The sequence below is a fragment of the Paracoccus sp. (in: a-proteobacteria) genome, assembly GCF_047973135.1.
Taxonomy (GTDB): Bacteria; Pseudomonadota; Alphaproteobacteria; order Rhodobacterales; family Rhodobacteraceae; genus Paracoccus.
On sequence record NZ_JBKEBL010000203.1, the window covers coordinates 1 to 13,247 of the forward strand.

At 63.5% G+C, this 13,247-nt stretch carries 17 protein-coding genes and 2 pseudogenes; 10 read left to right on the top strand and 9 right to left on the bottom strand.

Features of this window, described 5'->3' with window-relative positions; all coding sequences use genetic code 11:
- Positions 1 to 381 (top strand): acyloxyacyl hydrolase (locus ACK5L9_RS15830; protein ID WP_416912434.1); only part of this gene is annotated, 381 nt, incomplete at its 5' end.
- An 85-nt stretch (positions 382 to 466) separates the two neighbouring features.
- Here the strand turns inward: ACK5L9_RS15830 and ACK5L9_RS15835 are convergent.
- The gene (locus ACK5L9_RS15835; RefSeq protein ID WP_416912435.1) at positions 467 to 1,264 is read right to left on the bottom strand and encodes an NF038132 family protein; all 798 of its coding nucleotides are present in this window, start codon (positions 1,262 to 1,264) and stop codon (positions 467 to 469) included.
- Between the two features lie 104 nt (positions 1,265 to 1,368).
- Positions 1,369 to 2,058, bottom strand: a complete 690-nt coding sequence (mnmD, locus tag ACK5L9_RS15840) for a tRNA (5-methylaminomethyl-2-thiouridine)(34)-methyltransferase MnmD (protein ID WP_416912436.1) — start codon at positions 2,056 to 2,058, stop codon at positions 1,369 to 1,371.
- 29 nt (positions 2,059 to 2,087) lie between these two features.
- Here mnmD and ACK5L9_RS15845 point away from each other — a divergent pair, with 29 nt between their 5' ends.
- Entirely contained in the window at positions 2,088 to 3,122 is a 1,035-nt protein-coding gene (locus tag ACK5L9_RS15845) for an NAD(P)/FAD-dependent oxidoreductase (protein WP_416912437.1), read from the top strand.
- A gap of 5 nt (positions 3,123 to 3,127) precedes the next feature.
- On the opposite strand, the gene ACK5L9_RS15850 is transcribed toward ACK5L9_RS15845, so the two are convergent.
- A complete protein-coding gene (locus tag ACK5L9_RS15850) occupies positions 3,128 to 3,718 on the bottom strand; it encodes an NnrU family protein (RefSeq protein ID WP_416912438.1) in 591 nt (196 codons plus the stop codon).
- On the opposite strand from ACK5L9_RS15850, the gene ACK5L9_RS15855 reads away from it, so the two are divergent.
- The 4 genes from ACK5L9_RS15855 to ACK5L9_RS15870 all read left to right on the top strand — a co-directional run bounded on the left by ACK5L9_RS15855 (position 3,717) and on the right by ACK5L9_RS15870 (position 7,423).
- Positions 3,717 to 4,280 (top strand): DUF4202 domain-containing protein, encoded by a 564-nt coding sequence (locus ACK5L9_RS15855; protein WP_416912439.1) that lies wholly within the window; start codon positions 3,717 to 3,719, stop codon positions 4,278 to 4,280. The two genes, ACK5L9_RS15850 and ACK5L9_RS15855, sit on opposite strands and share 2 nt — an antisense overlap.
- Positions 4,280 to 5,011 carry a CbiX/SirB N-terminal domain-containing protein gene (locus ACK5L9_RS15860; RefSeq protein WP_416912440.1) on the top strand — a complete coding sequence of 244 codons (732 nt, stop codon included), beginning with the start codon at positions 4,280 to 4,282 and terminating at the stop codon, positions 5,009 to 5,011. The genes ACK5L9_RS15855 and ACK5L9_RS15860 overlap by 1 nt, the downstream gene beginning before the upstream one ends.
- Complete coding sequence (gene purB / locus ACK5L9_RS15865) at positions 5,011 to 6,312, top strand: adenylosuccinate lyase (RefSeq protein WP_416912441.1); 1,302 nt, start codon at positions 5,011 to 5,013, stop codon at positions 6,310 to 6,312. The genes ACK5L9_RS15860 and purB overlap by 1 nt, the downstream gene beginning before the upstream one ends.
- Before the next feature lie 103 nt (positions 6,313 to 6,415).
- Positions 6,416 to 7,423 (top strand): FliG C-terminal domain-containing protein, encoded by a 1,008-nt coding sequence (locus ACK5L9_RS15870; protein WP_416912442.1) that lies wholly within the window; start codon positions 6,416 to 6,418, stop codon positions 7,421 to 7,423.
- A 9-nt stretch (positions 7,424 to 7,432) separates the two neighbouring features.
- Here ACK5L9_RS15870 and ACK5L9_RS15875 read toward each other — a convergent pair whose 3' ends face one another.
- Together ACK5L9_RS15875 and ACK5L9_RS15880 are read right to left on the bottom strand one after the other, a co-directional pair.
- Positions 7,433 to 7,606, bottom strand: a complete 174-nt coding sequence (locus tag ACK5L9_RS15875; RefSeq protein WP_416912443.1) for a hypothetical protein — start codon at positions 7,604 to 7,606, stop codon at positions 7,433 to 7,435.
- Positions 7,584 to 8,024: a transposase gene (locus ACK5L9_RS15880; RefSeq protein WP_416912444.1), complete on the bottom strand. Its 441-nt coding sequence runs from the start codon at positions 8,022 to 8,024 to the stop codon at positions 7,584 to 7,586. The genes ACK5L9_RS15875 and ACK5L9_RS15880 overlap by 23 nt, the downstream gene beginning before the upstream one ends.
- Positions 8,025 to 8,033: 9 nt before the next feature.
- Between ACK5L9_RS15880 and ACK5L9_RS15885 the strand changes: the two genes are divergently transcribed.
- Positions 8,034 to 8,408 carry a hypothetical protein gene (locus tag ACK5L9_RS15885; RefSeq protein WP_416912445.1) on the top strand — a complete coding sequence of 125 codons (375 nt, stop codon included), beginning with the start codon at positions 8,034 to 8,036 and terminating at the stop codon, positions 8,406 to 8,408.
- 27 nt (positions 8,409 to 8,435) lie between these two features.
- Here ACK5L9_RS15885 and ACK5L9_RS15890 read toward each other — a convergent pair whose 3' ends face one another.
- Positions 8,436 to 9,566: a 2-methylaconitate cis-trans isomerase PrpF family protein gene (locus ACK5L9_RS15890; protein ID WP_416912446.1), complete on the bottom strand. Its 1,131-nt coding sequence runs from the start codon at positions 9,564 to 9,566 to the stop codon at positions 8,436 to 8,438.
- Positions 9,563 to 9,703: a hypothetical protein gene (locus ACK5L9_RS15895; RefSeq protein ID WP_416912447.1), complete on the bottom strand. Its 141-nt coding sequence runs from the start codon at positions 9,701 to 9,703 to the stop codon at positions 9,563 to 9,565. Before ACK5L9_RS15895 ends, ACK5L9_RS15890 begins: the two co-directional genes overlap by 4 nt.
- 410 nt (positions 9,704 to 10,113) lie before the next feature.
- On the opposite strand from ACK5L9_RS15895, the pseudogene ACK5L9_RS15900 reads away from it, so the two are divergent.
- From ACK5L9_RS15900 to ACK5L9_RS15910, 3 genes and pseudogenes are all read left to right on the top strand, one after another.
- Positions 10,114 to 10,391: pseudogene (locus tag ACK5L9_RS15900) on the top strand (tripartite tricarboxylate transporter permease).
- A 29-nt stretch (positions 10,392 to 10,420) separates the two neighbouring features.
- Positions 10,421 to 10,672: a hypothetical protein gene (locus ACK5L9_RS15905; RefSeq protein ID WP_416912448.1), complete on the top strand. Its 252-nt coding sequence runs from the start codon at positions 10,421 to 10,423 to the stop codon at positions 10,670 to 10,672.
- A gap of 22 nt (positions 10,673 to 10,694) precedes the next feature.
- Positions 10,695 to 11,855 carry a hypothetical protein gene (locus ACK5L9_RS15910; RefSeq protein WP_416912449.1) on the top strand — a complete coding sequence of 387 codons (1,161 nt, stop codon included), beginning with the start codon at positions 10,695 to 10,697 and terminating at the stop codon, positions 11,853 to 11,855.
- Between the two features lie 235 nt (positions 11,856 to 12,090).
- Here the strand turns inward: ACK5L9_RS15910 and ACK5L9_RS15915 are convergent, their stop codons facing one another.
- Together ACK5L9_RS15915 and ACK5L9_RS15920 are read right to left on the bottom strand one after the other, a co-directional pair.
- Positions 12,091 to 12,504, bottom strand: coding sequence for an ATP-binding protein (locus ACK5L9_RS15915; RefSeq protein WP_416912450.1), 414 nt, complete (start codon positions 12,502 to 12,504; stop codon positions 12,091 to 12,093).
- Between the two features lie 412 nt (positions 12,505 to 12,916).
- A pseudogene (locus tag ACK5L9_RS15920) lies at positions 12,917 to 13,247 on the bottom strand (microcin ABC transporter ATP-binding protein); the annotation flags it as partial.

Sequence of the window (13,247 nt, forward strand, 5' to 3'; positions counted from 1 at the left end):
AGCGCGTTCGGAACTGTGGAATACCACCACGACCCCTTCACCTCGTGGATGGGCTTTGATCTGGGGCTGACTGCCGGGCTGTACCGCGATGGTCAAAGCAACGGCTTCATCGGTGCCGGGCTGGTTGCGACGCGCGATCTGGGCAAAGGCGGCTGGTTCGTACAGCTTAGCGAGATGCCGGGCTATTACCACAGCAGCGACGATGCGCATGATCTGGGCCTTGCTCTGGAATTCCAAAGCCAGCTTGCCGTTGGCTATCGGCTGACCGACGGCAACGCACTGTCGCTTGGCGTGGCGCATATGTCGAATGCTAAACTTGGCGACCGCAATCCGGGGGTGAACCTGTTGCAGATGCGCCTGCATCACCGTCTGGGGCGCTGAGGAACGCGTTTTGCGCTGCCAGTGGGAAAGCCGGTCCGATGCCGGGCCGGCCTTGGCGTGGTCATGATGCGCGGTGTGGCCGCGTTCACGAATTCTGCGAGGCAGAGCGGCGGCGACAGAGGCCAAGCGCCCCGACCCCGGCAACCAGCAGCCAGCTTGCAGCAGGCAGCGGGACCGGGCTGGGGGCCGGTGTGATCTGGGTATTTCCGACCTTGGCACCTGCAACGGTCAGACCGCTGTCGTATTTCGTATCGTCCCAGTTGGTCACGCCGAATTGCAACTTGTAGACGCCATTCGCAACAATGTCATAGGTGGATTGCACCCAGCCTGTGTACCCGCAGCCGGTGCTGAAGCACGAACCGGACGAGCCGCCGATCACGTCCCAGGTCGTCCCGCTGTGAATAGGCACGGTCGCGGGGTCCAGCGTCGCAGCCGGAGCGGGCATCGAATAGCCCGGAACGCTGGAGCCGGAGGATGTCGTCCGCGCCGTGAACAGCAGAGCTACCTGATCGCCCGTCTCGCCAAGCAGGCGCGCCCAGCCATAATCGGCAAAGCCCGCGCCGTCGCTGGTAAGATAGTTGAAATAGAATTCAAGCGTCTCTCCGGCGGATGCGGCGAAAGAGCTGGTCGTGATCTGGCTGCCATTCGTCGCAGAACCACTGCCGCCGACACCCTGAAGTGCCCCGCCCCCATAGGCACCGCCATAGGTCGAAACATAGTAATAGTCCGGACCTTGCGACGGCGGCGCGACGATGTTGCCGTTCGGTGATGCGACACCGGCATTGCCGGTGCTGGTCCAGCCGGAAGGCAGGGTGGCAGCTTCCGCAGTGCCGATCATGCCGATAGCAGCACCTGCTGCAAGGATTACTGACAGATATTTCATTCTTGCTACGACCTCACTCGTTACTCGGATTGTTTGCACTTTGGGCGCGTGAGGTGGGCATACATAAGAATATACAAAAATTGAACAGAAAAGCTTAGTTTGTATTAACTTTCAATCTGAGGGAGATTTAACTTTCCTGAACTCATGTGCCGCTTGTAACCAAAACCGGGGCGGCGGGTGACGGTAAAACCTGCGGCCTCAAGCGCGCGGCGGACATGGCCTGCGGCGGTATAGGTGGCAAAGCTGCCTGTGCGGGCGGTGTGGCGTCCGACCTCGGCCAGCACCTCCGGGGTCCACATCTCGGGGTTTTTCGCAGGGGAGAAACCGTCCAGAAACCACGCATCGGCGCGACCGTCCCAGCGGGGCAGCGTCTGGCGCACGTCTCCGGGGATCAGGTTCAGTTCGACCTGTCCGACCCGAATCGTCTGATGACCCCAGCCCGCCCGCAATTCCGCTGCCAGCCGTGCCAGTTCGGGAAAGGCGGCATGGGCGGTCGCCATCTGCGCGGTGCTTAACGGAAATGCCTCAAAGCTGGTCATGACGACCGGCACCTGCGTCAGCGTCGCCAGCGCAAGGCAGTTCAGCCCGGTGCCAAAGCCCAGCTCTGCCACATGAAAGCCGGGCCGCAGCCGCGCGGGCAGGTCGTTTCCGGCCAGAAACACATGCCGCGTTTCCGCCAGCCCGCCCGCGATGCTGAAATACGGGTCGTCGAAACGAGTCGAGACCGGCACCCCGCCCTCGCGCCATTCCAGGCCGGGCTGGTCCGCCCCGCCGCTATCCGTTAGGTCGCTCATACGGCGCAGCTAGGCAAAGGGCGGGCGGTTTGACAAGTATCACCATCATCGGCGCAGGAATTTTCGGCCTCGCCTGCGGCTGCGAGATGGCGCGCCGGGGGGCGCGGGTCCGGGTAATCGAGGCCGCGCGGATTGGCGCCGGATCGTCCGGGGGGACGGTGGGCGCGCTGGCCCCGCATGTGCCGGATAACTGGAACGACAAGAAGGCCTTCCAGTTGGACAGCCTGTTGATGGCGTCCGGCTTCTGGGCGGAGGTCGAGGCCATGTCGGGCCTGCCCTCGGGTTATGGGCGGACCGGACGGCTGCAACCGGTCGCGGACAGGGACAGCGCCGATCGCCTGCGAGACCGCATTGCGGCGGCGGGGCAGCGGTGGCCTGCCGGTCTGGCGATGACGCTGACCGGCGATCCCGCTGGCGGGTTGCGACCGCTCAGCCCTTCGGGGCTGTGGCTGCATGACAACCTGACCGCGCGCCTGAACCCTCGCGCCGCCTTGCTGGCTCTGGCCGGGGCGATCCGCAAGCGGGGGGGCGAGGTGATCGAGGGCCAGACCGCCGCACCCGACCGGATCGCCGCGCCCGTGCTGTGGACCACGGGCAGCGCGGGTCTTGCGATGCTGGGCGAAGATCTGGGCCGCGAGACCGGCAAGGGCATCAAGGGCCAGTCGGCGCTGCTGCGCCTTGCCGTGCCGGATTGCCCGCAGATTTTTGCGGATGGGCTGCATATCGTTCCGCATGCCGATGGAACGGTGGCCGTCGGCTCGACCTCCGAGAACGAGTTTGCGCATGACCGGCCAGACGCGCAGCTTGAGGGGCTGATCGACAGGGCACGGGCGATCTGTCCGGCATTGACCGATGCCCCGGTGATCGACCGATGGGCGGGACTGCGCCCCCGCGCCAGGTCGCGTGCACCCGTGCTGGGGCCGTGGCCGGGCCGGGTGGGGCATTTCGTGGCAAATGGCGGCTTCAAGATCGGGTTCGGCATGGCCCCCGGCATTGCGGCCGTCATGGCCGACCTGATCCTTGAGGGGCGCGACCGGATACCCCACGGCTTTCGTCTGGCCTGACCCTGTCAGGGCCAGGGCGGCAGGCCCACGATCACGGGATGCAGCAGGATCAGCGCGCCCCAGATTGCGGCGGCCAGCAGCAGGCGCGGCAGGCTGGCCCGGAACCGGCGCGGCAGGCCCGAGCGGACCAGCCCGGTCAGCGCAAACCCCAGCATGCCGCCGAACAGGATTACATGGGCCAGATCCCCGTTCGCGATCAGATGGGCCGCAGCCCAGATCGCGAAGGCCGCGATCAGCCCCGACAGGCCCGCAGCGCAGGCCCCCAGCAGCACCGCCACGGGCATGGCAAGATTGACCAGCCATCTGCCCGCTGCGCCGCTGTCCCATAGCGGCACGAAAGGCGGTGCGGCAGCAGCCCGCACCAGCCAGATCAGCAGTGCCACCGACAGCAGGCTGAATGCAGCCAGATAGCCGCGCCGCCCCAGCCACGCGATCAGCCGACCGCGCGGCCCGGGCACCGCCGGAATGACATGCGCGCCAAGAAAGCAGGCCCATGCCAGCACATATTCGCCCCAGCCATTCATATCTCTGCAATACAACCTTGCGGACCGCCCCGCCAGCGGGTGAAACTGCGGCAAAAGGACGGAGACCTGCATGAACACCCGGCTTGACCACGCTTTCGCCGCCATCGACGCGGCAAATGCCCAGGATCCGACGCAAGAGGACGGACAGCCCGCTGCACTGCTATACGGTCAGCGGATGTCGGCAGAACAGGCACGGCTGTTCCCCGATGCCAGCGAACCGCTGCGCATCGCCTGCCGGGGCCAGCATATCGAACGCTGGCTTCTGCCGCGCGGCGACTATCCGATGGACCGCGCCGGCTATCTGCAATGGCGCACCGAGCAGGGCCGCCGCCATGCCGCCCGCGTGGGTGCGATCATGGCCGGGGCGGGATATGACGGCAATGCAGTAGAGCGTGCGGGCCGGATGCTGACCAAGCAGGGGATCAAGCGCGACCCCGAGGTTCAGGCGCTTGAGGACGTGATCTGCTTTACCTTCATTCGCTGGTATCTGGGCGATTTCATGGCTGAACAACCCGACGACAAGATGCCTCGCATCATCGAAAAGACCGCCCGCAAGATGTCGGCCGATGCGCGCGCGCGGGCGCTGACCGAATTTCCGATGCCCGAGGCCTTCGCCGCCTTCTTTCGCGACTGATGCTGGCGGTCATCGTCTCGCACGGGCAGCCGGGCGACCCCCAGCCTCAGGAACGCGCGATCGAGGAACTGGCCGCGCAGGTGGCGGCCTGCGATCCCGGCTGTCAGGTGCGGGGTGCGACGCTGGCCATGCCGGGCGCGTTGGCTGCTGCCTGCACCGATGGCTGCCTGATCTATCCGATGTTCATGGCCGAGGGCTGGTTCACGCGGCAACAGCTTCCGCGCAAGCTGGCCGGGGCCGGGATAGGGGGCGCGCAGGTCATGCGCCCCTTTGGCACCGATCCGGCACTGCCTGCGCTGATCCTCGACACGGCTGCGCGGGCCGCTGCCGCACAGGGTTGGGCACTGGCCGAAACGACTCTGCTGTTGTCGGCCCATGGCTCGCAGCGATCACAGGCCAGTGCGACGGTGACGCGCGCGATTGCCGACCGGATCGCTCTGCATTTCGCCCGGGTCGTCACCGGTTTTGTCGAACAGGAACCGTTCGTTGTTAACGCCGCGCAGGGGCTGCACCGTGCTGTCAGCCTGCCGCTTTTCGCGCTGCGGGCCGATCATGTGCGCGACGACCTGCCCGGCGCTCTGGACCGGGCGGGCTTTGCCGGTCTCCGGCTGGACCCTGTCGGCCTTGCCCCCGAAGTGCCCGGCCTGATCGCCCGCGCCATTGCCGCGCATCGAAACTTGCCCCTGTCGCGCGGGACGGCTATGCCCCCGCCAACCGAAAGGAGCCTTTGATGATCCCTCGCTATGCCCGCCCGGAAATGACCGCAATCTGGTCGCCCGAAACCAGGTTTCGCATCTGGTACGAGATCGAGGCCCATGCCTGCGACGCACAGGCCGATCTGGGCGTGATCCCGCGCGAGAACGCGCAGGCCGTCTGGCGCGCGAAGGATGTGGAATTCGACGTCGCCCGCATCGACGAGATCGAGGCCGTGACCAAACATGACGTCATCGCCTTCCTGACCCATCTGGCCGAACATATCGGTGCCGACGAGGCGCGTTTCGTCCATCAGGGCATGACATCGTCGGACGTTCTGGACACCACGCTGAACGTCCAGCTTGTGCGCGCCGCCGACATTCTGCTGGCCGATATGGACAGGGTGCTGGCCGCACTGAAACGCCGCGCCCATGAACACAAGGACACGGTGCGCATCGGCCGCAGCCACGGTATCCATGCCGAACCGACGACCATGGGCCTGACCTTCGCCCGCTTTTACGCGGAAATGGCACGAGGCAAGGCGCGGCTGGAACGCGCCCGTGACGAGGTCGCGACCGGCGCGATCAGCGGCGCGGTCGGCACATTCGCCAATATCGACCCGGCGGTCGAGGAACATGTCTGCGCCAGAATGGGCCTGCGTCCGGAACCGATCAGCACCCAGGTCATCCCGCGCGATCGTCACGCGATGTTCTTTGCCACGCTTGGCGTCATCGCCAGCAGCATCGAGAACATCGCCATCGAAATCCGCCACATGCAGCGCACCGAGGTTCTGGAGGCCGAGGAATTTTTCAGCCCCGGCCAGAAGGGCAGCTCTGCCATGCCGCACAAGCGCAATCCGGTCCTGACTGAAAACCTGACCGGTCTTGCCCGTCTGGTCCGCATGACCGTGGTGCCCGCGATGGAGAATGTCGCCCTTTGGCACGAACGCGACATCAGCCATTCCTCGGTCGAACGCGGCATCGCGCCGGATGCGACCATCACGCTGGATTTCGCGCTGAACCGGTTGGCTGGCGTGATTGACAAGCTGGTCGTCTATCCCGAAAACATGCTGGCCAACATGAACAAATTCAAGGGTCTGGTCATGAGCCAGCGGGTTCTTCTGGCACTGACCCAGTCCGGCGTATCGCGCGAGGATGCCTATCGTCTGGTGCAGCGCAACGCCATGAAGGTCTGGGAACAGGGCAAGGATTTCCGTCAGGAACTGCTGGCCGATCCCGAGGTGACGGCAGCCCTGTCCCCCGCCGAGATCGAGGAAAAATTCGACCTTGGCTATCATACCAAACATGTCGATACAATCTTTGCGCGGGTATTTGGTTAAAATCCCGCATAAATTTCCGCTCCCGGTAACGGTGTATTAGCCAAGTCGTGCCAGATTGACCGTCATTGATGACAGACGGTGGATCGGGGGCAAGACGATGGGAATGCAGGTGGGACTCAATCCGCGGCAGAAAGCTGCGGTGATCGTGCGGCTTTTGCTGGATGACGAGGACGGGATCGGCCTTGGCCAGTTGAACAGCGAGGCGCAGACCCTGCTGGCCGAGGAAATGGCCGGCATGGAACTGATCGACCGGCAGACCCGCGATGCCGTGATCAGTGAATTTTGTGACCGGCTGGAGGCTGTGGGCGTTACCTTTCCCGGCGATCTGGACGGTACGCTGGCCATGCTGGGCGGTAAACTGTCCGAAGACAGTACCGACCGGCTGCGCCGTCTGGCCGCCATGTCCGGGCGCGGCGATCCCTGGCAGCGAATCGCCGGGCTGTCGAAAGTGGATGTGCTGGCCCTTGCCAATTCCGAGGCGGTTGAACTTGTGGCGCTGATGCTGTCGAAACTGCCGGTCGCTGTAGCCTCGGCCACCTTTACCGCACTGCCCCGTGACCGGGCGCGCGCGGTGGCGCAGGCCATGTCGCTGACCGGAAATGTCGAACAACAGGCGCTGCGCCGGGTCGGGCTGGTTCTGTTGCAGGCCGCCGATGCCCTGCCGCGCGCCGCCATCGATACGCCCGCCAGCGACCGCATGGGCGCGATCCTGAATTTCGCCAGTTCCGATCTGCGCGACGAGGTGCTTGACGTGCTGGAACAGTCGGATGCGGGCTTTGCCGGCGGGGTACGCCGCGCGATCTTCATCTTTGCCCATATTCCGGCGCGGATCCTGCCCCGCGACGTCCCCCGTATCGTCCGCGAGGTCGATCAGCCGGTCCTGATCCGCGCCCTTGCGGCGACCACCGAACCCGAGGCGGCGGCAGCGCAGTTCATTCTGGCCAACCTGTCGCAGCGCATGGCCGACGGCCTGCGCGAAGAAATCGAGTCGCTTGGCACTGTCCGCGCCCGTGACGCCGAAGAGGCGTCGTCCGAAGTCGTCGCAGCCATCCGCAGGCTTGAGGCGGCGGGCGAGCTGACCCTTGTGCAACCCGATGCGGAAGAGGAATAGGCCGTGCCTTCACGGCGCGCGAAGGAAATCCAAATCGCAGCCATCGGTCGCATGCAGCACATGGTCGTCGTAAAGCTGCGCATAACCGCGCGCCAGGCGTTCTGGCAGCAAAGGCACTTCGGCGGCCCACGCCGCAAGGATGGCCGCATGAGCGCTGAGCTTAGCCGGTGTTTTGCCGATCAATGGGGCCATGCCCGGCGATCACGTCGATATGGGCGTTGCGCAGCCTGCAATCGCCCGGAACGGCGTTCCCCTGCGGTGGGATGATCAACTCGACATCCTGACCGGTCAGATCAGGCAGGGCATCGGGATCGCCGATTTGCCCGGTCGTCAGGTGAGAGGCGACGATCTCGCCGCTCGAAGGGGCAAGGCCGATATGCAGCTTGCGCCATGATTTCCGCACCTTCGCAAGCCTGTGCTTCTCCTGCATCCAGTCGCGCCCGTTGTGGAAACGCAGCCCTGTGCTGCCCACGATCAGCGTCACCGGACCCGCGCCTGGCCGGATGCCCGGAGCAATCTGCAACGATTGCGCGCGGCGGCACAGCGTCGGGAAATCCGGCACGGGAACGACGAGGCCGATGAGCCGCAGCACGCTTGGCACGAAACCCTGATGAGGCGATCGACCTTCGGATTACAGATGAAAAAGCTGGCCCGCCTGCTGCCCGAAAGGGGCAGCGAGAATGACCTGATGCGGCGCTGTGGAGTGACCCGGTTGCAATTGCGGCGTGTTTTGACCCGGATCGCAGGTGAGGGGTGGATCGAACGTAACGAGGGGCGCGGCTGGACGTTTGCGGCCTTGATCGATTCCCTTGAAGCCTATCGCGAAAGTTACGAGCTGCGCCAGATTCTGGAACCTCAGGGCCTGCGGAGCGATGGTTTTGTGCTTGATGCGCTTGAAGCCGGTGATCGGATGCATGCCGCAGATCTGCAGGAGGCGCATATCGGCGGGGCCAAGGTGCTCAAGGCGACCGCCGGCATATTCTGAACCGAATGCCGCGCCTCGGGCGCTGTTTTACCTGGCCAAAAGAACGGCCCCTTCCATCAGGCGGCGTTGGGTGCGGAATGTGCTGGCCGAAATCGCCTCAAAGCCGTCCGGGCCATTGGTAACATCTGCGCTGACAGGCAACACACCCGATGGCGTGCCGATACGCAGGGTTTCTGGTCCCTTTGAAATCTCGGCGACCAATGTTCCGGTGATCCGTGCGGCGACGGCTGTGCACATGCCGCCCGTCAGGGTAATGGCGCGATGAAAATTTCCCATGGAAATAATGCGGATACCGACATCATGGCTATTGGGTGCGTAATCCCGGCCATCCAGCGCCGTGAATGCACGCGCCGCACCGACAAGGGCGATTTTCGGGTTGGACAATGCTGCGGCCTCAGGCGTTTCGGCCATACCCATTGCGACGGCACCGGCGCGGCGAATGGCCTCCATCCCGGTCATCAGCCCGGCATCGCCCTCCAGATCCTGCGGCAGCTCTGCCGCGGTCCGGCCCAAATCCGAGGCGCGGACATAGATGACCGGGTTTGACGCATCAATCATCGAGGCTTCGATCCGGCCCAACCCTTCAACCTCAAGCACATCGCGCACATGCCCGGTTGGCAACAGCCTGCCCGTTGCCGCGCCGCCCGGCGCCATGAAGTCCAGCTTGACCGGCGCGCCAGTTCCGGCCACGCCGGGAATGGCCATATCGCCTTTTTCAACCGGCAATCCGTCCCGAACGGCGAAACGGGCATGGTAGATTTGCCTGGTATTGGTGCTGTAGATGCGGACCAGCGCCTCACCATCGGCGGCCTTGACCAGCCCTTCTTCCACCGCGAAAGGCCCGACGCAGGAGGACATGTTCCCGCACGCCGCACCATAATCTGCAACCGGCGCATCCACGGCGACCTGCACGAAGGTGTAATCCACATCTGCATCGGGGCGTGTGGAACGTTCGACGATCACCACCTTGGAAAGCGAGGAAATCCCGCCCCCCATGCCATTGAGCTGCCGCCCATAAGGATCAGGGCTGCCCAGCACCTCTAGAAAGATGGCGTCGCACCGTGCCCGATCCTTTGGCAGATCCGCCCCGTTGAACACCACCGCCTTGGAGGTGCCGCCACGATAGAAAACCGCCTTGATCCTATCCCGCATTGTCATGCCGCCTTTCCCAAAAATCCACGAAACACCAAGGGTAACAAACCGCCAAGGGCAAAGCTCCCGCGCTCGCGGCCGTTATAAAGCCGCAGGTTGAACGCGGTTTCAACCGTGTCGCCATTGGCGCGCCGGATGGTCATATGCGCTGTGCGCAGATCATCGCCAAGCGTAATATCGCAGGTTTCTGTCCCGCCCAGACCAAGAGAGCCAGACGCTTCGCCCTCTTCCAGGCAAGTATGCAGTCAGGATGTTTCATCCGCGAGAATTGAAATGTGTGCAACAAGAGCGGCACCGTCAATGCGGATGGTGGAAGCAATCCCAATTTCTCATCCATCCCGCCCCCGGTCTTTCGGGTTCGGGCGAGTTCCGCACTGAAATCGCACAAGGCCCTTGCGGCACTGGGGCGCCCCTTGACGATGGCCATGACCTGTCGGATTTCCATGAAGGGCGGCGACAGGATGCGTGATCCGAGGCGGGGGGGCGCCTCGGTGGCGGGGTTGTCACACCCGAGGCCGGCAACAATGCGGCTGCGGGCGGGGCATTGGTGCCGATGCTGGCGCTTGGCGTGCCCGGAACCGGGACCACGGCGGTTCTGCTGGCGATGAACATCACGCCGGGGCCGCTGCTGTTCAACAACAATCCCGATGTGGTCGGGGCTTGATTGCGGCGCAGTTTATCGCCAATTTCATGCTGCTGGCGATGAATATCCCGATGGTCAGCATGTTCGCCCGTGTTCTGCTGCTACCGTCGCGGTACCTGATGCCCGTGGTCGCGATGATCTCTTTCGTGGGGGTCTATGGCATCTCGGGGTCGAATTTCGAACTGTAGATGGTGGTTTTTTCGGGGTTGTGGGCTGGGTGCTGCGCAAGCTGGAGGTGCCGCTGGTGCCTGTCGTTCCGGGCAATCACATGGAGGTCAGTCTGCGCCGCGCGATGACGATTTCGGACGGGGATTGGACCATTCCGCTGGCGTCGCCGCTGTCGATTGCCTTGCGGCTGATCGCGATCACGGGCTTCGTGCTGCCGATTTTCCCCAGTGCCATCGTGCGCCGCCGAATGAAGGCGGCACAATCCGACCGCGATCTGGTTGAAATGGACCGGGGCGACTGAATTTCAGGTGAAGGAGGAAACCATGAAAACAACAACATTCGCCAAGCGGGGGCTGCTTGCACTGGCATTGACCAGCATAAGCCTGTTGCCGCAAACCGCGCTGGCTGACAATCTTTGGCCCGGCGAAGTCAGAAAGGACGCGGCGGGGTATCCTGCCGTCGCCTATTTCCAGAAGGGTGAGACAGACAAACCGCTGATCGTTTTTATTCCGGGGGCACATCATGCCGCGCGGATCGCCTATGGCGGCCATGAAGGCGCGCGGCCCGAGGATTTTCTGGCCCATCATCTTGCACAAAAAGGCTATAATTTCCTGGCGCTATCCTATCCGATCGCCACCACAAGCGGGATGATCGGCGATGCCGCGCCGGATTTCACCGCAGAGATCTGGGGCAAGCAGATCGCCGAGATCAGCCGTCATGTGATCAAGGACAACGACCTGTCGGGCGAGCTTGTCGTCATGGCATGGAGCATGGGCGGCAAGGTGGTTCAGCCTGCCTATGAGGCCCTGAACGCGGCGGGTTTGCCGGTTGACACGTTCATATCGCTGGCCGCCACGCCGGGTTTGCCGGGGCTGATTGCCTATTCGCGCGAATATGACATGGCCGCGACCGGCTATGCCACCCGGCCCAATGCCTATCCCGGTTGGCTGAGGCAACTGGCGGAAACGGCCCAGATCGGCGGCACCGACACCGCAATTCCCGAAGGTATATATGTTACTGATTATGTGGGTGATATTCCCATCGCCCTGCAAGGTTACGGCCAGGTTTACCGGGATGGCGCCTATGTCTTTGATCATCTGGCGCAGGCGCTGGACTATGGTGCGTTCGAATTCACCAACTACCCCTATGTCATTGTATTGGAGGGCAATTCAACGCTGGATGCGCGCCACGGCCTGCTCGATCGCAGCTATTGGACGCTGTATAATGCCAACACTGTCCAAACCCGCTATCAGGGCAGCATGAAAGAGGTTCCGGGCGCCCTGCCAGCTGCAAACTGGGATCAGTTGCAGAATCTGGTGCATGGGCTGAGTGATCGGCTGACCATTCAGGTCGGTGGCAATCATTTCTTCTTCGTGGGAGAGGCCGGCGCGGCCCGCACCGCAGACGCCGTCGAAGAGGCAATGCAGCGCGTCGATGCGTTGCAAGCCGAACTGGCCGATCTTCTGTCCGAGCGAGCGGAATAAGCCTGACAATTTCCCCGGCGGGCTGGTTTTGGCTTGCCGGGGCAGCCTTGTGTTGGGGGGCAAAACGGAGCTATTGTCAAATCTGGTGTCCAAGGGCTTTTCATGCGGCGGCCTGATCCTGGTTTGCTGCCGTTTACGAAATCGACGCCTTGGACGACGTCGGCGAGATCGGCGAAGCCGCGCAGTTTGGCCAGCTTTTCTCGGCGCATTGGCCGTCAGGCCAATTCTGTGAGGTTCATTTGTCAGCGGCGGCGAGGCGGGCGCGGCTTTGATTGAGGCGGTAGCTTTCGCCGTTCATCTCGAGGATGTTGAGGTGGTGTGTCAGCCGGTCCAGCAGCGCGCCGGTCAGGCGTCCGGTGCCGAAGGTTTCGGTCCACTCCTCGAAGGGCAGGTTCGACGTGATCAGGGTGGATCCTCGCTCGTAGCGCTGTGAGATCAGCTCGAACAGAAGCTCGGCGCCGGTTTTGCTCTGGGGGACGAATCCCAGATCGTCGATGATCAGCAGATTGACCTTGGCGAGTTTGCGCTGAAGTTGCAGGAGGCGTTTTTCGTCGCGGGCCTCCATCATCTCGTGCACGAGGGCGGCGGCGGTCACGAAGGCGACAGGCAATCCTTTCTGGCGCATCGCTCCAGCCGCCGCCCGACACATCCGCCTTCAGCAGGATCCGCGCCTTCAGCAGCCGGTAGGCCGCGTCCCGGCCCCTGCGGAGCATCCCTTCCAGCCGCGCCCGCTCATCGGCATCAAGCCGAACCACATATTTCGCCCGAAGCCCGCATTCGCCCATCCCGACATCCTCTCAAAATCCGTTCAGAGAACAGGGATTCAGAAAAGTCAGAATATGTCAAATCAGATGAAATAATGGACTAGGGAAAGCCCTTACTGCGCTGAATTCCCGACGACTTGCCATGTGTTTAAGACAAATGCGATTGTCCTGACGTCGGACCGGCCACGGGCTAGCTTTTTCGCCCGGCTCTGACCGCGATCACCTCGGCAACAGGTCCGATGCCGCTGTTGGCTTCGGATCAGGTCAACTTTCGGGACCGCCGGTATTCCGGCCTCGTCACATTCGACCTGACGGCACCCATTTTGCGGGAAAGCGCGGCATGGCTGCCACAAGACGCTGTGTCGTCAGGTGGCGCGGGGCACCGATGACCTGATCCGCCGGGCCATCCTCGACGATGCGGCCCTTGTCCATCACCAGCACCCGGTCACAGATGCCGCGCACCACCGACAGATCATGGCTGATGAACAGATAGGACAGGCCATGGCTGCCGCGCAGACCCGCAAGCAGGTCCAGCACCTGCGCGCGGACCCGGACATCCAGCGCGCTGACCGCCTCGTCCAGCACGATCAGGTCGGGGCGGATGATCAGGGCGCGGGCGATGGCGATG

Coding starts and splice junctions, on each gene's coding strand:
- ACK5L9_RS15850 (WP_416912438.1), bottom strand. CDS start 3,718: ATGCAGGTCTCCGTCCTTTTGCCGCAGTTTCACCCGCTGGCGGGGCGG.
- ACK5L9_RS15910 (WP_416912449.1), top strand. CDS start 10,695: ATGAAAACAACAACATTCGCCAAGCGGGGGCTGCTTGCACTGGCATTG.
- ACK5L9_RS15890 (WP_416912446.1), bottom strand. CDS start 9,566: ATGACAATGCGGGATAGGATCAAGGCGGTTTTCTATCGTGGCGGCACC.
- mnmD (WP_416912436.1), bottom strand. CDS start 2,058: ATGAGCGACCTAACGGATAGCGGCGGGGCGGACCAGCCCGGCCTGGAA.
- ACK5L9_RS15860 (WP_416912440.1), top strand. CDS start 4,280: ATGCTGGCGGTCATCGTCTCGCACGGGCAGCCGGGCGACCCCCAGCCT.
- ACK5L9_RS15895 (WP_416912447.1), bottom strand. CDS start 9,703: ATGACCATCCGGCGCGCCAATGGCGACACGGTTGAAACCGCGTTCAAC.
- ACK5L9_RS15870 (WP_416912442.1), top strand. CDS start 6,416: ATGCAGGTGGGACTCAATCCGCGGCAGAAAGCTGCGGTGATCGTGCGG.
- ACK5L9_RS15835 (WP_416912435.1), bottom strand. CDS start 1,264: ATGAAATATCTGTCAGTAATCCTTGCAGCAGGTGCTGCTATCGGCATG.
- ACK5L9_RS15885 (WP_416912445.1), top strand. CDS start 8,034: ATGAGGCGATCGACCTTCGGATTACAGATGAAAAAGCTGGCCCGCCTG.
- purB (WP_416912441.1), top strand. CDS start 5,011: ATGATCCCTCGCTATGCCCGCCCGGAAATGACCGCAATCTGGTCGCCC.
- ACK5L9_RS15915 (WP_416912450.1), bottom strand. CDS start 12,504: ATGTGTCGGGCGGCGGCTGGAGCGATGCGCCAGAAAGGATTGCCTGTC.
- ACK5L9_RS15855 (WP_416912439.1), top strand. CDS start 3,717: ATGAACACCCGGCTTGACCACGCTTTCGCCGCCATCGACGCGGCAAAT.